A 19029-nucleotide genomic window follows, 5' to 3' on the forward strand; every position below is an offset into this window, starting at 1 on the left:
AAGCGACCTGGTGGGCGGTCTTTATACCGGCAAACAAAAAGGGGTACCGACCAACGTCGATGCCCCTTACAAGCCACTATGTCAGCGCACACAATGCCGAGCGCACGACCCGCACACCTACTTGCGAGAATTGCTCAACTTATTGATCAGCGCCTCGAGACGCTCGCCGTCCTCGGCCGTCTGGGCAATAACCAAAATCGTATCGTTGCCGGCAAGCGAGCCAAGCACATCGGGTAACTCTGCCGCATCAACGGCGGCGGCGATGCCGGAAGCCGTGCCAGGCTGAGCCTTGATCATAACCAGATTATCAGTACGCAGAACGCCCGTTACGAGCTCGGAAACCATACGCTGCAGGTGCAGGTCCTCTGCCAGAACATAGATGCCCTCAGGGAGCTTACGCAGCCCCATATCGGCAATATCGCGAGAGACAGTCGCCTGCGTGCAATCAAAGCCCATAGCACGGAGCTCATCGACCAGCACGCGCTGCGTGCGGACATCCTTATTGCGCACAATATCTCTAATGGCATCCTGGCGCCCATTGCGTTTTTTAGCCATACAAACCCTCTCTCCAAAAGATGGCGGAGACAATCAATCAGTGATTGAATAGTTTAACGCTATTTGAAGGCTTTTGTGTATAAGAACGCATTTCGAAACAATTCTATGCAAGTTTGTTTCGTAATGAGCCGTTTAGGCGGTTTTTGCGCCCGTCCGGTTAAGAAAAGCTGCCAGATGCGTACACATCACGCAGCGCGCGGGCTTGGCGCTGGCGATCGGCCCAAACAACAGACCGAGTCCCCGATGGTTATCCTTGAGCGCGGCGACCATCTGACGGGTTCGAGGCGCCTCGAGCATATCACGCATGCGGGCGGAACGCTCGATTGACGACACCCCATGCGGGCTCAGACACAAATTCTCGATGCAGGCGACCAGTCCGGCAAAGTAGAACTTTTGGCTTGCCAGCTTGAGCCGACCACCGCTATCTGCTTCCGAGAGTGAGTCCGCAAGCTCGTCGAGCGCTCGAGTGTCATCGGATATCCTGGCATACATGGTGGGATCAAAGGCATCTGTAAGCTTAGGTGCCGCCGCGTGGAAACAAGCGTCGCCGCAGCCGGACACGAATCGTGCCTGCGAGAGCGCATAAGCCATAAACTCAACCGTACGGTACGCCTTGCCGCGCGACAGGCATGCCTCAAACAGCGGACGGCTATACATCACGCCAGAGGTCTGAGCGACTAGGCCGCCTAAAATCAACTGGGGCAGCCCGGCCACCATCGAAGACTTGTCTTCAATGACAATAGAGGCAGCATCCAAGACACGCGAATGGCGCTCTCGATGTGCATCATAGCGGTCGAGCGACACCGTGGGGAACACTATGTCTGCCGCAGTATCGCACGCGATATCGACCATCTTGGAAAGGGACTGCGGAGCAAACCACTCATCGGCGTTCATAGCGATGATTTGAGAGCCGCGCGAGGCAGCAAAACCGGCACGAAGACAAGCGCCGTGCTTCGCGTCCTCGACGTCAATCAAATCAATATGGATGTCCCTGTCGGCAGCAACTTGAAGCGAATGGCGCACACCGGGCGCAGCATCGCGGCAGACAACGACAATCTGCAAATCGTAGAGGTCTTGGTTCTGGATACTCTCGAGCGCACGCATCGCATAGCTGGGCGAGCCTTCTACCACAAGGATCACCGAAAGTCGCGGATGCGAGCCACGTCGAACCAAATTATCCGTCCTCTCGACAGCAATGAATCAAACCGTGGTTCATGGTACACCCCGGCAATAAAAGCAATGAGACACCGGTTGCATTGCACGCCAAGAACAGATGTTGCACACGCGCAGCCCACAGATGACAGGTGTCGACGCACGAGACGTCGAGCCCTCCCCTAGTCGAGCACGACAAGCTCGGCGGGATCGTAATCCACGCCCATAAACGTAAGGCCGCAGGCAGGAGCCGTGGGGCCCGCAGCGGTACGGTCGCAAGCATCGATAACCTCGCGCATCCACTCGGGTTCACGGCGATGCATGCCAATCTCGACAAGCGTGCCCACGATCGTACGGACCATCGAATGCAGAAACGCATTGCCCTCGATGGTGAACGTCAGGATGTCCTCGCCAAACGCAACCTCATGGCCAAATTCGGCACGCATCACGCAGCGATGCGTGGGCTTGCCAACGGCCGAGGCAACCTTGCAAAAGCTTTTAAAGTCCTGCTCGCCCAGCAGCGCGGGGCAGGCAGCAGACATCGCCTCAACATCCAAGGGATAGCGATGCCACCACACGGCACCGCGGGACAGCACGGGGCGCGCATCTCGATCGGCAATACGGTACGTATACGTACGTGAACGCGCGTCAAAACGCGCAGAAAAGCCTTTACGGGCCTTGTAGACCTCGTTTATGGCGATATCTTTGGGTAGCAGGGCATCCATGGCCCGCAGCCACCTACGGCGCGTACAAGCGAGCTCAGCGTCCGTTACGGGCACGCTGATGTACTGAGCCACGGCATGCACGCCGGCATCGGTACGCCCCGCACACGTCAGATCGATCGGGCGGCGAAGCAGCGTCTCGATGGCTCGACGTAGCTCACCCGCAACCGTCGTCTGTCCCGGCTGCTCGGCAAATCCGCTATACGACGAGCCATCATAGGCCACGCGAAATACGAGTGTGGCGTCAAGCTCGGAAATCGAATTGAAATCAGACGGCGCAGTCATGGACGCTCCCAACAAACAAGCAACGGTATCGCGACAAAAAAAGAGGGGTACGCGAACGTACCCCTCGAATATAGCCTATGCAGACGGAATGTCTACTCAGCGCTCTCCTCGGCAGCGGTCTCCTCGACAGCCTCGACCTTCTTGGGAGCAGCGGCCTTCTTGGGGGCCGGAGCAGCCTTCTTGGCCTTAGGCGTGCAAGGCTCGGTGACGAGCTCCATGATAACGATGGGAGCGTTGTCGCCCTTACGGTTACCGAGCTTCATGATGCGGGTGTAACCGCCGTTGCGGTCCTGCCACATGCCCTGAGCAGCCTTGTCAAAAATCTCGGCAACGAGCTGCTTATCGCCGAGCTTGGCGATAGCCAGACGACGAGAGTGCAGGTCGCCCTTCTTGGCCCAAGTGATGATCGGGTCGACGACCGAACGCAGCGCCTTAGCACGGGTCTCGGTGGTCTTGATGCGGTCGTTCTCGAAGAGGGCCTTAGCAAGGCTCTTCTTCATGGCCTTGGTGTGGCTCGCATCGGTGCCGAGCTTCAGGCCCTTCTTAACGTTGTGACGCATGGTCTAGTTTCTCCTCAAATATGCGAAGCATTAAGCCTTCAGGCTCAGGCCCATGGACTCAAGCTTGTCCTTCACTTCCTCGATCGACTTAACACCGAAGTTACGGATGTTGAGCAGATCGTTCTCCGAGAACTCAACGAGTTGACGGACCGAGTGAATGCTGGCGCGCTTAAGGCAGTTGTAGGAACGGACGGAAAGGTCCAGATCCTCGATCTGCTTGTCCAGCTCGGCGTTGTCGTTGGTGACCTCGGGAGCGAAGATCGAAGCCTCCTCCTCGACCTCGGGGGTCTCGGCAAGGTTCATAAAGGCAGCCATATGCTGGTTGATGATATTGGCAGCCTGGACCACGGCGTCGCGCGGAGCGATGGAGCCGTTGGTCTCGATCTCGAGGACAAGGCGGTCGTAGTCGGTGTGCTGACCGACACGGCAAGCCTCAACGAGCTTGGCGCAACGGGACACCGGCGAGTACAGCGAGTCGACGTGGATCACACCGATGGGATCGTTGTCGCGCTTGTTAGCCTCGCCAGAGACATAGCCGCGGCCATAGCCGATGCGCATGCTCATGGTGAGATGGCCACCCTCGGTGAGCGTAGCGATGTGCTGCTCGGGGTTGACCAGCTCAAACTCGGACGGAATAAAGAAGTCCGCACCGGTGACCTCGCAGGGGCCGTCAACAGAAATGGTGGCGGTCGCCTCGTCGGTCGTGCCGAGAGCCCTGAAGACAAGACCCTTGACATTCAGGACGATGTCGGTGACATCCTCGACCATGTTAGGGATGGTCATGAACTCGTGCTGCGCACCATCGATCTGAATAGCCTCGACGGCGGCACCCTCGAGCGAGGACAGAAGAACGCGACGAAGGGAGTTACCCAGCGTATCGCCGTAGCCACGCTCGAGCGGCTCGACGGAGACACGAGCAGACGTCTCGTTGATCTCTTCGACCTGAACCTGAGGCCTAATGAATTCTGACATGTATTACCTCCAGCCTCAGCAGCCCGGATGGACTACTTAGAGTAGAGCTCGACGATGAGCTGCTCGTTGATATCACCGCTGATCTGCTCACGCGTCGGCAGAGCGAGCACGTTACCAGACAGCTTCTCGATATCGACCTCGAGCCAGCCAGGGACCTCAAAGCGCTCGGAGGAAATCAGGGCCTCCTTGATGGGGAGGAGGTCACGGAACTTCTCGCCGACAGCGACGACGTCGCCGGCCTTGACGCGGTAGGACGGGATGTCCACGCGCTTGCCGTTCACGGTGAAGTGACCGTGACGGACGGACTGACGAGCCTCTTTGCGGGTGCGGGCGAAGCCAAGACGGAAGACGACGTTGTCGAGGCGAGACTCAAGGATGATCATGAGGTTCTCACCGGTGACGCCGTTCATCTTGCGGGCCTTGTTGAAGTAGCCGTGGAACTGCTTCTCCAGAACGCCATAGATGAACTTGACCTTCTGCTTCTCGCGCAGCTGCATGCCGTACTCAGATTCCTTGCGACGGCGCTTGGGCTGACGGATAGATTCCTTCTTGCTGCTGTAACCGAGCTCAGCGGGATCGATCCCGAGCTGACGGCAGCGCTTAAGAACAGGAGTCCTGTCGATTGCCATATTGATACGATCCTTTCAGTTACACGCGGCGACGCTTCTTGGGGCGGCAGCCGTTGTGCGGGATGGGGGTCTTGTCCTGGATGCTCGAGACCTCGAGGCCAGCAGCCTGGAGGGAGCGAATGGCGGTCTCACGACCGGAGCCGGGGCCCTTGACGAAGACGGAAACCTTCTTCATACCGTGCTCCATGGCCTGCTTGGCAGCAGCCTCGGCAGCCATCTGGGCAGCGAACGGCGTGGACTTACGGGAGCCCTTGAAGCCCACCTGGCCAGCCGACTTCCAGGAAATGACGTTGCCCTGGGGATCGGTGATCGAAACGATCGTGTTGTTGAACGTAGAACGAATGTGAGCCTGGCCCACGGAAATGTTCTTACGGTCCGCGCGCTTCAGACGGGCAGCGCGAACGTTCTTCTTAGCAGTAGCCATCTATCTAGCGCTCCTTATTTCTTCTTCTTAGCACCGATCTGACGCTTCGGGCCCTTGCGGGTACGAGCGTTAGTGTGGGTGCGCTGGCCGCGGACCGGGAGGCCCTTGCGGTGACGAAGGCCGCGGTTGCAGCCGATGTCCATAAGGCGCTTGACGTTCTGGTTGCGCTCACGGCGGAGGTCGCCCTCAACCATGATCTGGTTCTTATCGATATAATCGCGGATGGCGTTAACCTCATCCTCGGTGAGGTCCTTAACGCGCGTATCCACGTTAACGTTGCACTCGACGCAGATCTTCGTCGCAGTGGTGCGGCCGATGCCGTAAATGTAGGTCAGACCGATCTCAACGCGCTTCTCACGCGGGAGGTCGACACCATTAATACGGGCCAACGTAGTCTCCTCTCTTAACCCTGACGCTGCTTATGACGGGGGTTCTCGCAAATGACGAGGACCTTGCCATGGCGCCTAATGATTTTGCACTTATCGCACATCTTCTTGACCGAAGGACGTACCTTCATCGTTCTTCCTTTCGGTAGCGCTCAAACTACTTCCCTACTATCTACTCGCCCAGCCGCAGGCGTTTAAAACTATGGCTGGTCTTCACACACAATCCGACCGTAGGTTGAGCTAAGCCTGCAGCCGGAAATGGAGTGCGTGTATGCGTGCCGCTATTTGTAGCGATAGGTGATGCGGCCGCGGGTCAGGTCGTACGGGGAAAGCTCCACGACAACCCTGTCACCGGGGAGAATACGGATGTAATTCATTCGGATCTTGCCAGAAATGTTGCACAGAACCGAATGACCGTTCTCGAGCTCAACCTTAAACATGGCATTGGGCAACGGTTCCTTTACCGTACCCTCGAGCTCAATTGCGTCTTCCTTCTTCACAAGCAATCATCTTTCTCTAGAAAACGACAGCGATTGAGTATTCTACAATACGCATGCACGTATCGTAATATCTTCGTAATGGCTCCACAACTAAGCGGAACTTGTTACTTTTCAGAAATGTAAATGCCGACGTGTTTGAACGCGGCCCCTACATTTCACCGCCCTGCAAGGAACACCAAGCACCTTGCGCGTCGGTGGTGAGAATCACCGGACCGTCATTGGTAATGGCGACGGTGTTCTCGTAGTGCGCGGCGGGCAGGTGGTCGTTGGTCGTAACAATCCAACCGTCGGAGCCCGTGCTCACATGGTTGGAACCCATCGTAACCATCGGCTCGATGGCAATGACCATGCCGGCCTGGAGGCGAACGCCCCTCCCCTTCTTTCCATAGTTAGGAACGTTGGGGTCCTCGTGCATCACGCGGCCAATGCCATGACCCACATAGTCGCGAAGCACGCCGTAACCGTGAGACTCGGCGAGGGACTGAACGGCATAACCGACGTCCCCGATATGGTTACCGGGAACAGCCTGCTCGATGGCAGCCTTAAGGCAATCGCGCGTGACCTCGCACAAAGCCTTGGCTTCGGGCGTGGGGGTGCCGACGAAAAACGTCCATGCGTTATCGCCGACCCAACCGTCGACAACGGCTCCCGTATCGATGGAGATGATATCGCCATCGCGCAGGATCATGTCGGGGTTGGGAATACCGTGGACCACGGCATCGTTGATCGATGCGCAAATGGTCCCCGGGAACCCGCCGTAACCCTTAAAGGCAGGGGTGCCGCCATGCATGCGGATAATCTGCTCCGCGAGCTGATCGAGCTCAAAAGTCGAAACGCCGGGGCGCACCATGGCTCCAACGTGGCGGAGCGCCATCTTAGATAGCGCTCCTGCCTTCTTCATCTGCTCGATTTGCGTTGCAGACTTAATCTTGATCATAGACCGAGAGCCTCTTTGACATCCCCGTACACGGTCTCGCGAGCCTGGTCACCGTTGACCGACTTGAGCAGACCCTGGCCACGATAGTAGTCGACGAGCGGGCTCGTGGACTTCTCGTAGACGTCGAGACGGTTCTTGATGGTCTCGGGCTTGTCGTCGTCGCGCTGATACATCTCGCCACCGCACTTGGGACAGGTGGCATCGGCAGCAGTGCCGGTGTAACCGCAGGCGCGGCAGGTGCGACGCGAAGACAGACGATCGATAATGACCTCAGGGGCCACATCGACCAGAAGGGCGCAATCGATCTCGCGACCCATGGCGGAGAGCTCGGAATCGAGCGTCACAGCCTGGGCGGTGTTGCGCGGGAAGCCGTCGAGAATAAAGCCCTGCTGGGCATCGTCGGCGGCAAGGCGCTCCTTGACAAGGTCGATCACGAGCTGGTCGGGAACGAGCTCGCCAGCGTCCATGTACTTCTTAGCCTGAATACCAAGCTCGGTGCCACCCTTGACGGCAGCACGCAGCAGGTCACCCGTGGAAATGTGAGCGACGCCAAACTCGGCGACGAGCTCCTGTGCGACGGTACCCTTACCGGCACCCGGAGCTCCGAGCAATACGAGGTTCATGAGCAATCCTCCTCTAGCCTATTTAAAGAATCCATCGTAATCATACATCTTGATCTGGCCTTCGAGCTTATCGACCGTGTCGAGCACGACGCCGACCATGATGAGGATGGACGTGCCACCAAATGCCTGGATCAGATGGTTACCCGTGAAGGAGAAGATGATCGAAGGCACGATGGCGATGAGCGCCAAAAAGACAGCGCTGGGAAGCGTGATCTTGTTGAGCGCGTTCTTGATGTAGGCCGCGGTAGCCCTACCCGGACGCACGCCCGGAATAAAGCCGCCCTGCTTCTTAAGGTTGTCGGCCGTGTCATCGGGGTTGAACACCATGGAGGTGTAGAAGTACGCGAAGAACACGATGAGGACAACGTTAAGCACCCAGTTGAGCCAACCGGTCGAAAGCGCGGAGGCAACTGCCTGAATCCAACCGATGCCGGGGAAGAACACGGCAATCTGAGCCGGGAAGTACAGCAGCGCCGAAGCGAAGATGATCGGCACGACACCCGCGGTGTTGACCTTGATGGGCAGGTAGGTGGTCTGGCCACCCATCATGCGACGGCCCACGACGCGCTTAGCGTAGGAGACCGGGATGCGGCGTTGGCCGCGCTCAAGGAAAACAATCAGCGGGATAACCAGCAGGATGATGGCGCAGATGATCACCATGGTGATGATGCCACCGGCATTGCCCTCGGTGCTGGAGAAGATAGCCTGCGGCAGGCCGGCCATGATGTTCGCAAAGATGATCAGCGACATGCCATTGCCGATACCGCGCTGGGTGATGAGCTCACCAATCCACATGATCAGCATGGCGCCCGCAGTGAGCGTGCCGACAATCATGAGGTCGAAGATGATCTCGGGAGCGCCGGCGCCATTGAAGCTGATGCCGAAGCTCTTAAAGAGGAAGAGGTAACCCACGGAGTTGAGGATTGCCAGAGCCAGGGTGAGGTAACGCGAATACTGCGTGATCTTGGTCTGACCGACCTCGCCCTCGCGGGCAAGCTCATGCAGGGAAGGCACAACGGCCTGGAGCATCTGGAGGATGATCGAGCTGGTGATGTAAGGCATGATGCCCAGCGAAAACACCGACACATAGCTCAACGCGCCGCCAGAGAAAAGATTCAGGAGGGCCATAGCACCTGCGGCGACCGAATTGTTATCGGTCGAGAAAAGGCCCAGCATCCCCTGGAAGGGAATGCCGGGCACAGGAACGTGCGCACCAATGCGGTACACGACGAGCATAGCTATGGTAAAAAGAATCTTTTCGCGCAATTCTTTGATGCGGAAAGCATTCTTAAGACCATTTAGCACGGCAGCTCGACCTTTCCGCCGGCGGCCTCGATCTTGGCCTGCGCAGAAGCGCTGACCTTGTCGACCTTGACCGTGAACTTCTTGGTGAGCTCACCATTGCCGAGCACCTTGACGGGCTCGAACTCGCTCTTGGTGATGCGAGCGGCCTTAAGAGCGGCACCGTCGATCACAGCGCCGTCCTCGAACTTACGCTCGAGACGCTCAACGTTAACGGCGGTGTACTCGATACGACGGGGGTTGCGGAAGCCCGGAAGCTTGGGCAGGCGCATAGCCAGCGGAGTCTGGCCACCCTCAAAGCCGGCACCCTTGGTGCCGCCAGAGCGGGAACCCTGGCCCTTCTGGCCGCGGCCAGAAGTGGTGCCGTGACCCGAAGAATTGCCACGGCCGACGCGCTTGCGGTTCTTGGTGGAACCGGGCGCGGGAGTAAGATCGTGAAGCTGCATTTGCTACTCCTCTACAATCTCGACAAGGTGCTTGACCTTGAAGATCATGCCGCGGACGGACTCGTTGTCAGCAATCTCGCGAACCTCGCGGATCCTGTGGAGACCGAGGGCACGGACAGTACGGACCTGGTCCTGCTTGCAACCGTTGGTGCTGCGGACCTGCTTGATCTTGATGGTGTCAGCCATGCTTAGTTCTCCTTACCGACGAACATCTCGGAGACCGTCAGGCCACGGCGAGCCGCGACGTCCTCAGGGCTGGAGAGCTCCTTGAGGCCCTCGACGGCAGCCTTGATGATGTTGAGGCCGTTGTCGGTACCGAGGGACTTGGACAGGACGTTCTTGATGCCAGCAAGCTCAAAGAGGGGACGCACAGCGCCGCCGGCGATAACGCCGGTACCCTCGACAGCGGGCTTGATGATGATGCGGCCGGCACCAAAGTGGCCGAGAACCTCGTGCGGGATGGTGCCCTGCTCGGTCACCGGCACGTGGAACATGTTCTTCTTGGCATCGAGAGACGCCTTGGAGATGGCCAGGGGCACCTCAGCGGACTTGCCCATGCCAACGCCGACGTTGCCCTTGCCGTCGCCAACGACGACGAGAGCGACGAGGCTCATGCGACGACCACCCTTGACGGTCTTCGACACGCGGTTGATGTAAACGACGCGCTCCTCGAACTCGGAGGCCTCGCGCTGCTGCTTCTGATTACGAGCCATGTGCTACATACCTCCTAGAACTCGAGACCGGCGGCACGAGCACCGTCGGCGAGGGCCTTGACGCGGCCATGGTAGATACGGCCACCGCGATCGAAGGCGACCTTGGTGATGCCGGCCTCGATGGCGCGCTTGCCAACGAGCTGACCGACCTTCTCCGCAGCCTCCTTGTTCGAGGTGTGGGTGCCCTTGAACTCGGCCTCGAGGGTCGAGGCAGAGACGAGCGTCAGGCTGGAGCCCTTGCTGTCGTCGATGATCTGGGCATAGATGTTGGCGTTAGTACGGGTCACGCGAAGACGCGGACGCTCGGAGGTACCCGAGACCTTGCCGCGAACACGACGCTGACGACGCTTGAGGCCTTCCAGCTTCGCCTTATGCTTGTTCATACGTAAACTCCTAAAAAGGTTGATCTTGCCAGCACCTGACGGGGTGCTGGTCTTATGCGAGTGAGTCGGTTACGACTACTTGGCGGCCTTACCCAGCTTGCGGCGGATGTGCTCGCCAACGTAGTGGATACCCTTGCCCTTGTAAGGCTCGGGAGGACGATGGCCGCGGATCTCAGCGGCGATCTGACCGACCTGCTGCTTGTTGATACCCTTGACGTTCACGTGGGTGTTGTCGGGAACCTCGAAGGTGATGCCCTCGGGAGCCTCGACGATCACGGGGTGCGAGAAGCCCAGGGAGAACTCGAGGTTCTTGCCCTTCTGCTGCACGCGGTAACCGACGCCGGCGAGCTCGAGCTTCTTCTCGAAGCCCTCGGAAACGCCAACAACCATGTTGTGGATGAGGGCGCGGGTGAGGCCGTGGCGGGCACGGGTCTCACGCTCGTCGTCGGGACGGGAAACGGTGAGGACATTGTCCTCGACGTTGATAGCGAGCTTCTCAAAGACATCGAGCTCGAGCTGGCCCTTGGGGCCCTTGACGATAACGTTGTTGCCGTTGACTGCCACTTCGACTCCGGCGGGAATCTGGACAGGCTTATTACCGATACGAGACACGGTGATCTCCTTTCCTTCTACCTACCGAGCGAATTACCAGACGTAAGCGATGATCTCGCCGCCGACGTTGTGCTTGCGAGCATCGCGGTCGGTCATGACGCCATGGCTGGTGGAAATAATGGCGGTACCAAGGCCACCGCGGACGCGGGGCATGTCGGCAACGCCGGTGTACTTACGCAGGCCCGGCTTGGAAATGCGGCGGATGCCGTTGATGACCTTAGCCTTCTTGGGACCATACTTAAGCGTGATGTGCAGAGTCTTCTGGGGAACGGTGTCCTCGACATCGTAGCCCTCGATGTAGCCCTCCTCGTGCAGAACACGAGCGATCTCGACGAGCTTCTTGCTGCTCGGCATGGAGACCGTGGCCTTGTTCACAGAGTTAGCGTTACGGATGCGCGTAAGCATATCTGCGATCGGGTCTGTAAGGTTCATACAGATTCTCCTTCGTTCTTGATGAACACGTGCTCTTGGTTCTTCACCGCCCTTAACGGCAAAGCCTTTTTAGCGCGTTTTCCCTGTTCCAAACTGATGCTTGAAACGCTGGTAGTGACTTACCAGCTGGCCTTCTTAACGCCGGGAAGCTCGCCCTTGAGTGCAAGCTCACGGAAGCAGACACGGCACAGGCCGAACTTGCGGTACACAGAGTGCGGACGGCCGCAGCGCTGGCAGCGCGTGTACTCACGAGTAGAGAACTTCTGCTTGCGATTGCACTTGACGATCATCGATGTCTTAGCCACTTATATCCTCCTCACATAGAGTATTGTTCGCCCCAAGCGCCGCCCCCTTGTGGGAACGGCGCTTATAGGGCAGGTGAACCTATTTCTTGAACGGGAAACCGAAGGCGTCCAGAAGGGCCTTGGCCTCCTCATCGGTGTTGGCGGTGGTCACGAAAGTGATGTCCATACCACGCTGGTGATCGACGGAGTCGAAGTCAATCTCGGGGAAGATGAGCTGCTCGGTGACGCCCATGGAGAAGTTACCACGGCCGTCGAAGCTCTTGGCGGAGATGCCGCGGAAGTCGCGGATACGGGGGATCGCGACGGAGGTCAGACGATCGAAGAACTCCCACATACGGTCGCCACGCAGGGTAACCTTGCAGCCGATCGGCATACCGGCGCGCAGGCGGAAGGTAGCGATGGACTTGCGGGCACGGGTGATCATCGGCTGCTGGCCGGTGATGGCGCGCAGGTCGCGCACGGCACCGTCGATGGCCTTGGAATCGGTAGCGGCCTCGCCGACACCCATGTTCACGACGATCTTCTCAAACTTGGGGATCATCATGACGTTCTCGTACTGGAACTTGTCCTGAAGCTGCTGCTTGACCTCGTTGTTGTACTTGGTCTTCAGACGCGGCACATACTTCTCTTCTGCCATTGTTCACTCCTTCTTGGGGTTTTAAGCACGGGGCGTGGCCACGATGGGTTGTCCTCGTGCCTCCTGGCTGCATCCGCGCCGCTCATGGCATTTCGCGGTTTGGACTCGACGCAGCAGGAGCCGACAAAACAATCGGTACTATACGCGCATCGGGAGCGTATTTCCAGAAAAACCTCGTCTGCCTGCACAACTCCACAACTCCCCCGCACAAATGGGTCCCAACAAGCAGTTGCGGTGAAATAGGGACTGTTGGGCGGCCTAACAGGCTTAAACAATCCGTATTTCACCGCAACTTATTGGTGGGGATGCGATTAGCGCTTGCGGGGGACGAGCTTGGTGCGGCGCAGGTGGATCATCTCGGCGGCAATGGAGATAGCGATCTCCTCGGGATCCTCGGCCTCGATGGCAACGCCGATCGGCAGGTGCAGCTCGTCGATCTGGTCCTGCGTAAAGCCCTCCTGCTCCAGGCGGGCACGCACAAAGGCCGTCTTGCGACGCGAGCCCAAGCAGCCCAGATAGGCGGGTTTGGCACGCATGGCCTGAATCACCACGTCGATATCGGACTTGTGACCCGCCGTGGCGACGACCACCAGGTCGCGCGGGCCGATGGGGCACTGCTTGCTCAGGCTCTTGTAGTCGACCAGACGACGGTCGTAGACACCGGGCACCCAATCGGGGGTCAGCGTGCCGGGGCGGTCGTCGCACGCCACGACGGCAAAGCCCGCCGCCGTAAGCACCCGCGCCGTCGCGGCGCCCACGTGGCCGCAGCCAAAGATATAGGTCAGGCCCTCGGGGCAGAGCGTCTCGATGTGCGCCGCGGGAATCTCAGAGGCCGCGTTGGTGTAGGTGACCTTACTCCCCTCCTCCACCAGCGAAAGCCCGGGGCAGCCCGCAATGGTGCGGCGCGATTCCTCGCCATGGTACTCGGCCACATCGCCCTCGAGCGCGCTCGCGATAAACGGTTCAAAGTCGATGACGAAGTCGCCGATGCGCCGATAGGCCAAGACGTCGGCAACCGACTGGAGCAACGGTACCTTGGTCGCGTCCAGGTGCAGATAGCACAGGCAGATGGCTCCGCCGCAGATCATGCCGGTATCGGAGTTCTCGCCGCCCATGGTGTAGCGGACCAGACGCGATTGACCCCCGGCCAGCAGCTCGCGCGCCTCATCGAGCGCAAAGAGCTCGATTTTGCCGCCGCCGATGGTGCCCGCTTGGCTACCGTCGGCAAAGACGGCCATCCAGGCGCCCACGCCGCGCGGCGATGACCCTGCCGTGCCGGCCACTACCACCAGCTCGCACGTCTTACCAGCCTTCAAAGCGCCAAGCGCAGCATTCACCACATCGAGCTTTTCCATCGTCGCTTCCTATCCCCTAAAAACGTCGGTGAGCATGGCGAGCGCCTCGAGCACGCCGCCGCCGACCGATGTCGCCTTGTCCGAAATATAGTTGATGTAGCTGGTGTCGCCGCGCGGGTCGACATCGGCGCACTTAAAGCCCTCGGTAACTCGAACGCCGTCTGCCAAAAGGCCGCGCAGGCAGCCGTCAATCTGCGTGACCATGGGCGTATCGCCCGCGTAGCCAATCACGTCTCCGGCGCTCACGATATCGCCGATCGCATGGTCGGACCGAAACACGCCGGCGGCGGGGCTGTGGATAACGCGCTCCTTGCCATAGCCGGCGATGACACCCGGCACGCCCGTATTGGGCTGGGGCGAGCCCTGGGTGATGACGCGGCCGAGGAAATGACCGCGCATGGTCTCGACCACGGCGTCGCAATCGACCGGCGCGGTAAAGCCCGGCCCCACGGCGATAACGACAGGCGCCATATCGCGCGTGGTGCCCAGGTTGCGCTTAGCCAGAATTGCGTCGACCACGGCAGCGGGTTTCAGTTCGTCGAGCATCTTGGCCTGGGGGTCCACCACCACGGCGACATCCCCCGCTTGGGAAATCTCGAGCGCCTCTGCCGGCGTCTGCGCCAAGCGAGCGCGAATGCCCTCGACCTCGACCTCGCCCAAGCGAATAGCCTCGCAAAAACTGATTGTGCGGCGGATGCACGTGGGAACCGCGATATCGGCCATAACGACCGACACGCCGGCGCGCACCAAGCGAGCGGCGACGCCCGTGGCGATATCGCCGGCGCCGCGAACATAAACGAGCATTCCCGGGACACCTCCCTGTGCTACGGTTTGAGCAGAGCAAATGCGGTTCGACCGCTACTCTGATGATTATTTATTATCACAGTATTATACGGCGGTGAACAGATGGAAACGACGAGCGGAAACCTTGCCTCCGCGCTCAAGATCGAGCCGGGCATTACTGCAATTATCGGCAGTGGAGGCAAGTCGACCTTGCTGAAGACGCTCGGCCTTGAGCTTATGCGCGCTGGCGGCCGCGTGCTCCTCTGCACCACCACGCGCATGTTCCCCGTCGCCGGCGTGCCGTGGGACGGGTCGAGCCGTCGCCTGGACGCCGCGCCCTGGAAGCCAGGTGCCCCACACGCCCCAGGCTGCACCTGCGAGGCCTGCGCGGGGCTTGTGCGGGGAAGCATCTGCCAGACAGGTGTCTTGGACCCCCAGACAGGCAAGTTCTCCTCCCCTGCCGAGCCGCTCGACCAGCTGGCGCAGCGCTTTGACTACGTCCTGGCCGAGGCGGACGGCAGCAAGCGGCTCCCGCTCAAGGCGCACGCCGCCTGGGAGCCGGTGATTCCCTCTGGCACGGCCAACATCGTCTGGATCGTCGGCGCCTCGGGGTTCGGCAAGCCCATCAACGAAGCCGTCCACCGCCCCGAGCTCTTTTGCGAGCGTTGCGGCTGCGAGCTCACTGACATCGCCACGCCCGAGCGCGTCGCCATGGTGCTCAATGCCGAGATGCAGGCGCTGAAACTCAGCACCGCACGCGTCATGCTCAACCAAGTCGACACGCTCAGCGACCCCACGATGGCCGACCGCTTCGAGGCAGCTCTCGACCGCCCCGTCGTCGCCAGCAGCCTCAAGTAGCCGGCCCCATCTCCTCAGTTGCGGTGAAATACGGACTGTTTGGCCGCCCGACGGCCGCAAACAGTCCGTATTTCACCGCAACTGAGGAGGGGACACGGCATCTTTGCTGCTAGCGGGGCACGTAGCGACCGGGCTGGGCTCCGGTGGGCTCGCCGTCGCGTGCCGCCAGCACGCCGTTCACAAACACGGCCTTGGCGCGGCCATGTGCCTCAAAACCCTCGAGCGGCGTGTAGTCCACAGCCTGATGCTGTGTCGCCGCGCGAATGGTCCAGCGCGCCTGGGGATCCCACACGCACACATCGGCATCGGAGCCCTCGGCAAGACAGCCCTTGCGCGGGTACATGCCAAACACGCGCGCCGGGCTCTCGCTCATCAGGCGGCAAAGGTCCTCGGGGCCCAGCTGTCCCTCAAAGCTCGTGGCAATCGCGACGGGACGATGCTCCACGCCGGGCCCGCCGTTGGGAATCGCGCGGAAATCGTCGCGCCCGCGGTCCTTTTGCCCGTGCAGGTTAAAGCTGCAGTGGTCGGTGGCGATAGTATCGATCTCGCCGGCCACAAGCGCCTCGCGCAGCGCGGCACGGTCACCGGCATGGCGCAGCGGCGGGCTCATCACATACTTGGCGCCCGCAAAGCCGTCCTCGCCCTGCTCCAGATAACAGGTGTCGTCGAGCATCAGATACTGGGGGCAGGTCTCGACATAGATATTCTTCTGCCCGCGCGCTTTGGCAGCACGGATGGCCTCGAGCCCCAGCTTGGTCGAAAGGTGCACCACGTTGACCGGAGCGTCCCCGGCCAGGTGCGCCAGATACAGCAGGCGGCTCACGGCCTCACCCTCGCACGCGTCCGGACGGCTGAGCGCATGCCCCTCGGGCCCATGAATCCCCTGCTCGTACACGCGCTTCTGCAGCTCATTCACCAACGTACCGTTCTCGCAATGCACGCACAGTATGCCGCCAATACGCTTGAGCTCCTCGAGCACCTCGAGCGTCTCGGCATCGTCCAGGCGCAAATGATCGTAGGCAAAGTAGGTCTTAAACGACGATACGCCCGCCTCGCGCATAGCCGAAAGATCGGCGCGGTTGCGCTCATTCCACTCGGCGAGTGCCATATGAAAGGCGTAGTTGGCCGTGCAGGTTCCGTCGGCACGGCGATGCCACTCGGCCAAGGCATCGGGCATGGTCACGCCGCGATCGGCCGTCGCGTAGTCCACGATGGTCGTCGTACCGCCGCAGGCAGCCGCACGCGTGCCGGTTTCAAAGCTATCGGCTGTCCAATCCATGCCAGTCCAGCACTGCATGTGCGTGTGGCCGTCGATAAAGCCGGGGAACACCCAACAGCCCACGGCATCCTCGACGGTATCGCCCTCGACCGGCTCAATCGCCGCGGCAATCCGCACAATCTTGTCGCCCTCCATGGCAAGATCGGCGCGGCGAAGCCCCTGGGGCGTCACGAGCGCGCCGTTTTTGATGATGATCATGTTGCTCCTTATTGATTAATACAGTTGGCCACGCGATCAAAATACGAGCAGGCGGCAATATGCTCCGTTATGCGTCGCTGTCCCTTGACGGTATCGACGTCCCACAGCTCGTAGGCACGCGCCTCGACCAGCACCACGTCGGTGCGACCTTTGAGAATCGAGCCCCCGCCGTCCTTGCCCTCAAGACACATAAGTGCATCGAACAGTTCCGCCGGAAAGAGCACCGGGCTCGAAGGCTCACCGTTACACGCAAGACGCACCGGATGTTTGCGGCCACGCTCGTCAAATGCACGAACCATAGCCTCAAAAGAATCCGAACTCACGAGCGGCTGGTCGCCCGGCAAAAAGAGGCAACCTTTCCAGTTGCGTTCGACTCCCCACGAAAGGCCCGCACGGACGCTTTCGCTGCGCAGCTCGCCATCGTGCAGCACGCACGGGCAATGCTTGTCCTCGCAAATCTGGGCGACCTCGGGCCAACGCGTCGAAACCACGACGTCAAAGCCCCGGGGAACCGAATCGATGGTCCGGGCAATCAGCGGCTCGCCATAGATATCGGCAAGCATCTTGTTGGAGCCAAACCGCTTGCCCTCGCCCGAAGCCATAATGACGCCTCCAAGTTTCATGGTGATACCTCCCCTGAAACCATCGTACCCATAACTCGCGCCGCGGGCATCCACATCGAAAGCGCTTATCCCGCACGCCCACGATGCAAAAAGGGGGCACCCAGCCGGTTGGCAGAGCGCCCCCTTTACATGGCTTACCTCAGCCCGGCTTTAGGCCTGGAGCCAACGGGCGGTGTTACGCTCGTCGAGGGCCTTGAGGGTAGCGGCGGGATCGGCAACCTTCTGCAGGAACATCATGGCAGCGATGGCGTACGGCTTGTAGCTGGCCTCCTTGTACATGCCCACGCGGTGCATGTCGAAGACGTCGGCGTTAACCTCGCCGTGCTCGCAGGAGACACCGGAGATGTCGGCGGGCAGCGGGTGCATAAAGATGGTGTCCTGGCTGTTGGCGGTCTTCTCCATGAGTTCGGTCGTGGAGCACCAGTCCTGATGGGTGGCGTTCTGGGCGAGCAGCTCCTTCTCGAGCGCTGCGATGCCGGCGTCATCGCCCTCGGCGTACAGGTTGGTACGCTTCTCCATGGCGGCAAACGGAGCCCAGCTCTTGGGGATCACGATGTCGGCGCCCTCGAAGGCCTCGGCCATGGTGTTGACCTGCTTAAAGGTGGTGCCGGACTCGGCGGCGTAGCCCTTAGCGCGCTCGACGACCTCGGGCATGAGGTCGTAGCCCTCGGGGTGAGCCAGGGTGACGTCCATACCAAAGCGGGGCAGCAGGCTGATCAGCGACTGCGGGCAGGACAGCGGCTTGCCGTAAGAGGGCGAATAGGCCCAGGTGACGGCAACCTTCTTGCCCTTGAGGTTCTCGAGGCCGCCAAACTCGTTGATGAGGTAGAGCATGTCGGCAGAGGACTGCGTGGGATGATCGGAGTCGGACTGCAGGGAGATGAGCGTGGGACGGTGATCCAGAACGCCGTCCTCGTAGGCCTGCTGGACAGACTCAGAGACCTCGGCCATGTAGGCGTCGCCCTTGCCGATGTACATGTCGTCGCGGATGCCGATGACGTCGGCCATAAAGGAGATCATGGTAGCGGTCTCGCGGACGGTCTCGCCGTGAGCGATCTGGGACTTCTTCTCGTCCAGGTCCTGCAGCTCAAGACCGAGCAGGTTGGCAGCCTTAGAGAAGGAGAAGCGCGTACGGGTGGAGTTGTCGCGGAACAGGGAGACAGCCAGGCCCGAGTCGAAGATCTTGGACGAGACGTTGTTCTCGCGCAGCTCGCGCAGGGCGTCGGCGACGATGTAGAGAGCCTTGAGCTCATCGGTGGTCTTGTCCCAAGTGTGCAGGAAATCGCTGCCGTACATACCCTTAAAATCGAGGCCGTTCAGCTGCTCGACGAGCTCGGTAAACTTAGCGTCCATGGAAA

27 protein-coding genes are annotated in these 19029 nt (G+C 60.1%); 1 reads left to right on the forward strand and 26 read right to left on the reverse strand.

From position 1 onward, the window contains the following. Nucleotides 1-117: 117 nt before the first annotated feature. The 23 genes from DW821_RS04035 to yqeB all read right to left on the reverse strand — a co-directional run bounded on the left by DW821_RS04035 (nucleotide 118) and on the right by yqeB (nucleotide 14734). Entirely contained in the window at nucleotides 118-555 is a 438-nt protein-coding gene (locus DW821_RS04035; RefSeq protein ID WP_006235280.1) for an arginine repressor, read from the reverse strand. Between the two features lie 132 nt (nucleotides 556-687). After that, the gene (locus tag DW821_RS04040) at nucleotides 688-1686 is read right to left on the reverse strand and encodes a glycosyltransferase (RefSeq protein ID WP_158567541.1); all 999 of its coding nucleotides are present in this window, start codon (nucleotides 1684-1686) and stop codon (nucleotides 688-690) included. A gap of 203 nt (nucleotides 1687-1889) precedes the next feature. Beyond that, on the reverse strand, nucleotides 1890-2714 hold the full coding sequence (gene truA, locus DW821_RS04045) for a tRNA pseudouridine(38-40) synthase TruA (protein WP_089573565.1): 825 nt from the start codon (nucleotides 2712-2714) through the stop codon (nucleotides 1890-1892). Between the two features lie 92 nt (nucleotides 2715-2806). After that, nucleotides 2807-3274 carry a 50S ribosomal protein L17 gene (gene rplQ / locus DW821_RS04050; protein ID WP_099432038.1) on the reverse strand — a complete coding sequence of 156 codons (468 nt, stop codon included), beginning with the start codon at nucleotides 3272-3274 and terminating at the stop codon, nucleotides 2807-2809. Between the two features lie 30 nt (nucleotides 3275-3304). Further along, entirely contained in the window at nucleotides 3305-4246 is a 942-nt protein-coding gene (locus DW821_RS04055) for a DNA-directed RNA polymerase subunit alpha (RefSeq protein ID WP_006235276.1), read from the reverse strand. Nucleotides 4247-4278: 32 nt separating this feature from the next. After that, entirely contained in the window at nucleotides 4279-4875 is a 597-nt protein-coding gene (gene rpsD, locus DW821_RS04060; RefSeq protein WP_006235275.1) for a 30S ribosomal protein S4, read from the reverse strand. Nucleotides 4876-4894: 19 nt separating this feature from the next. Then, nucleotides 4895-5299 carry a 30S ribosomal protein S11 gene (rpsK, locus tag DW821_RS04065; protein WP_006235274.1) on the reverse strand — a complete coding sequence of 135 codons (405 nt, stop codon included), beginning with the start codon at nucleotides 5297-5299 and terminating at the stop codon, nucleotides 4895-4897. Nucleotides 5300-5313: 14 nt separating this feature from the next. Next, a complete protein-coding gene (rpsM, locus tag DW821_RS04070; protein ID WP_022094275.1) occupies nucleotides 5314-5688 on the reverse strand; it encodes a 30S ribosomal protein S13 in 375 nt (124 codons plus the stop codon). Nucleotides 5689-5702: 14 nt separating this feature from the next. Next, entirely contained in the window at nucleotides 5703-5816 is a 114-nt protein-coding gene (gene rpmJ, locus DW821_RS04075; protein WP_006363204.1) for a 50S ribosomal protein L36, read from the reverse strand. A 150-nt stretch (nucleotides 5817-5966) separates the two neighbouring features. Then, nucleotides 5967-6185 carry a translation initiation factor IF-1 gene (gene infA, locus DW821_RS04080; protein ID WP_035137443.1) on the reverse strand — a complete coding sequence of 73 codons (219 nt, stop codon included), beginning with the start codon at nucleotides 6183-6185 and terminating at the stop codon, nucleotides 5967-5969. A gap of 148 nt (nucleotides 6186-6333) precedes the next feature. Further along, complete coding sequence (gene map, locus DW821_RS04085) at nucleotides 6334-7122, reverse strand: type I methionyl aminopeptidase (protein ID WP_006235270.1); 789 nt, start codon at nucleotides 7120-7122, stop codon at nucleotides 6334-6336. Further along, complete coding sequence (locus DW821_RS04090) at nucleotides 7119-7745, reverse strand: adenylate kinase (protein WP_006235269.1); 627 nt, start codon at nucleotides 7743-7745, stop codon at nucleotides 7119-7121. The genes map and DW821_RS04090 overlap by 4 nt, the downstream gene beginning before the upstream one ends. Nucleotides 7746-7763: 18 nt before the next feature. After that, complete coding sequence (gene secY, locus DW821_RS04095; RefSeq protein WP_035137447.1) at nucleotides 7764-9050, reverse strand: preprotein translocase subunit SecY; 1287 nt, start codon at nucleotides 9048-9050, stop codon at nucleotides 7764-7766. Beyond that, on the reverse strand, nucleotides 9044-9493 hold the full coding sequence (gene rplO / locus DW821_RS04100) for a 50S ribosomal protein L15 (RefSeq protein WP_006235267.1): 450 nt from the start codon (nucleotides 9491-9493) through the stop codon (nucleotides 9044-9046). Before rplO ends, secY begins: the two co-directional genes overlap by 7 nt. A 3-nt stretch (nucleotides 9494-9496) precedes the next feature. Beyond that, on the reverse strand, nucleotides 9497-9679 hold the full coding sequence (gene rpmD / locus DW821_RS04105; protein ID WP_006235266.1) for a 50S ribosomal protein L30: 183 nt from the start codon (nucleotides 9677-9679) through the stop codon (nucleotides 9497-9499). Nucleotides 9680-9681: 2 nt separating this feature from the next. After that, nucleotides 9682-10206, reverse strand: a complete 525-nt coding sequence (gene rpsE, locus DW821_RS04110) for a 30S ribosomal protein S5 (protein WP_055252236.1) — start codon at nucleotides 10204-10206, stop codon at nucleotides 9682-9684. Nucleotides 10207-10220: 14 nt separating this feature from the next. Then, complete coding sequence (gene rplR / locus DW821_RS04115; protein ID WP_006235264.1) at nucleotides 10221-10589, reverse strand: 50S ribosomal protein L18; 369 nt, start codon at nucleotides 10587-10589, stop codon at nucleotides 10221-10223. 75 nt (nucleotides 10590-10664) lie between these two features. Next, nucleotides 10665-11201, reverse strand: coding sequence for a 50S ribosomal protein L6 (gene rplF / locus DW821_RS04120; protein ID WP_118065744.1), 537 nt, complete (start codon nucleotides 11199-11201; stop codon nucleotides 10665-10667). A gap of 33 nt (nucleotides 11202-11234) precedes the next feature. Further along, nucleotides 11235-11633: a 30S ribosomal protein S8 gene (rpsH, locus tag DW821_RS04125; protein WP_006235262.1), complete on the reverse strand. Its 399-nt coding sequence runs from the start codon at nucleotides 11631-11633 to the stop codon at nucleotides 11235-11237. A gap of 119 nt (nucleotides 11634-11752) precedes the next feature. Further along, a complete protein-coding gene (locus DW821_RS04130; RefSeq protein ID WP_022094280.1) occupies nucleotides 11753-11938 on the reverse strand; it encodes a type Z 30S ribosomal protein S14 in 186 nt (61 codons plus the stop codon). A gap of 79 nt (nucleotides 11939-12017) precedes the next feature. After that, nucleotides 12018-12575 (reverse strand): 50S ribosomal protein L5, encoded by a 558-nt coding sequence (rplE, locus tag DW821_RS04135; RefSeq protein ID WP_006235260.1) that lies wholly within the window; start codon nucleotides 12573-12575, stop codon nucleotides 12018-12020. A gap of 311 nt (nucleotides 12576-12886) precedes the next feature. Beyond that, nucleotides 12887-13930 carry an XdhC family protein gene (locus DW821_RS04140; protein ID WP_118065746.1) on the reverse strand — a complete coding sequence of 348 codons (1044 nt, stop codon included), beginning with the start codon at nucleotides 13928-13930 and terminating at the stop codon, nucleotides 12887-12889. A gap of 9 nt (nucleotides 13931-13939) precedes the next feature. Further along, nucleotides 13940-14734 carry a selenium-dependent molybdenum cofactor biosynthesis protein YqeB gene (gene yqeB, locus DW821_RS04145; RefSeq protein WP_118065748.1) on the reverse strand — a complete coding sequence of 265 codons (795 nt, stop codon included), beginning with the start codon at nucleotides 14732-14734 and terminating at the stop codon, nucleotides 13940-13942. 102 nt (nucleotides 14735-14836) lie between these two features. On the opposite strand from yqeB, the gene yqeC reads away from it, so the two are divergent. Then, nucleotides 14837-15571: a selenium cofactor biosynthesis protein YqeC gene (yqeC, locus tag DW821_RS04150; protein WP_118065750.1), complete on the forward strand. Its 735-nt coding sequence runs from the start codon at nucleotides 14837-14839 to the stop codon at nucleotides 15569-15571. Nucleotides 15572-15680: 109 nt separating this feature from the next. Here the strand turns inward: yqeC and hydA are convergent, their stop codons facing one another. The 3 genes from hydA to ygeW form a co-directional block, all read right to left on the reverse strand. Further along, nucleotides 15681-17048: a dihydropyrimidinase gene (gene hydA / locus DW821_RS04155; protein ID WP_118065752.1), complete on the reverse strand. Its 1368-nt coding sequence runs from the start codon at nucleotides 17046-17048 to the stop codon at nucleotides 15681-15683. A gap of 8 nt (nucleotides 17049-17056) precedes the next feature. Beyond that, on the reverse strand, nucleotides 17057-17671 hold the full coding sequence (locus tag DW821_RS04160) for a nucleotidyltransferase family protein (protein WP_118065754.1): 615 nt from the start codon (nucleotides 17669-17671) through the stop codon (nucleotides 17057-17059). Nucleotides 17672-17821: 150 nt separating this feature from the next. Next, nucleotides 17822-19024: a knotted carbamoyltransferase YgeW gene (gene ygeW, locus DW821_RS04165; protein WP_118065756.1), complete on the reverse strand. Its 1203-nt coding sequence runs from the start codon at nucleotides 19022-19024 to the stop codon at nucleotides 17822-17824. Nucleotides 19025-19029 lie beyond the last annotated feature (5 nt).

Source organism: Collinsella sp. AM33-4BH (assembly GCF_003469205.1).
Lineage (GTDB): Bacteria > Actinomycetota > Coriobacteriia > Coriobacteriales > Coriobacteriaceae > Collinsella.

Bases quoted from the DNA above. Each gene is read 5' to 3' on its own strand.
- yqeB (WP_118065748.1), bottom strand. From the start codon at position 14,734: ATGCTCGTTTATGTTCGCGGCGCCGGCGATATCGCCACGGGCGTCGCC.
- rpsD (WP_006235275.1), bottom strand. From the start codon at position 4,875: ATGGCAATCGACAGGACTCCTGTTCTTAAGCGCTGCCGTCAGCTCGGG.
- hydA (WP_118065752.1), bottom strand. From the start codon at position 17,048: ATGATCATCATCAAAAACGGCGCGCTCGTGACGCCCCAGGGGCTTCGC.
- rpmJ (WP_006363204.1), bottom strand. From the start codon at position 5,816: ATGAAGGTACGTCCTTCGGTCAAGAAGATGTGCGATAAGTGCAAAATC.
- rplO (WP_006235267.1), bottom strand. From the start codon at position 9,493: ATGCAGCTTCACGATCTTACTCCCGCGCCCGGTTCCACCAAGAACCGC.
- rplQ (WP_099432038.1), bottom strand. From the start codon at position 3,274: ATGCGTCACAACGTTAAGAAGGGCCTGAAGCTCGGCACCGATGCGAGC.
- rpmD (WP_006235266.1), bottom strand. From the start codon at position 9,679: ATGGCTGACACCATCAAGATCAAGCAGGTCCGCAGCACCAACGGTTGC.
- ygeW (WP_118065756.1), bottom strand. From the start codon at position 19,024: ATGGACGCTAAGTTTACCGAGCTCGTCGAGCAGCTGAACGGCCTCGAT.
- yqeC (WP_118065750.1), top strand. From the start codon at position 14,837: ATGGAAACGACGAGCGGAAACCTTGCCTCCGCGCTCAAGATCGAGCCG.
- rpsK (WP_006235274.1), bottom strand. From the start codon at position 5,299: ATGGCTACTGCTAAGAAGAACGTTCGCGCTGCCCGTCTGAAGCGCGCG.
- truA (WP_089573565.1), bottom strand. From the start codon at position 2,714: ATGACTGCGCCGTCTGATTTCAATTCGATTTCCGAGCTTGACGCCACA.
- DW821_RS04090 (WP_006235269.1), bottom strand. From the start codon at position 7,745: ATGAACCTCGTATTGCTCGGAGCTCCGGGTGCCGGTAAGGGTACCGTC.
- rpsH (WP_006235262.1), bottom strand. From the start codon at position 11,633: ATGAACCTTACAGACCCGATCGCAGATATGCTTACGCGCATCCGTAAC.
- map (WP_006235270.1), bottom strand. From the start codon at position 7,122: ATGATCAAGATTAAGTCTGCAACGCAAATCGAGCAGATGAAGAAGGCA.
- DW821_RS04055 (WP_006235276.1), bottom strand. From the start codon at position 4,246: ATGTCAGAATTCATTAGGCCTCAGGTTCAGGTCGAAGAGATCAACGAG.
- rplR (WP_006235264.1), bottom strand. From the start codon at position 10,589: ATGAACAAGCATAAGGCGAAGCTGGAAGGCCTCAAGCGTCGTCAGCGT.
- DW821_RS04160 (WP_118065754.1), bottom strand. From the start codon at position 17,671: ATGAAACTTGGAGGCGTCATTATGGCTTCGGGCGAGGGCAAGCGGTTT.
- DW821_RS04035 (WP_006235280.1), bottom strand. From the start codon at position 555: ATGGCTAAAAAACGCAATGGGCGCCAGGATGCCATTAGAGATATTGTG.
- rpsE (WP_055252236.1), bottom strand. From the start codon at position 10,206: ATGGCTCGTAATCAGAAGCAGCAGCGCGAGGCCTCCGAGTTCGAGGAG.
- DW821_RS04140 (WP_118065746.1), bottom strand. From the start codon at position 13,930: ATGGAAAAGCTCGATGTGGTGAATGCTGCGCTTGGCGCTTTGAAGGCT.
- rplE (WP_006235260.1), bottom strand. From the start codon at position 12,575: ATGGCAGAAGAGAAGTATGTGCCGCGTCTGAAGACCAAGTACAACAAC.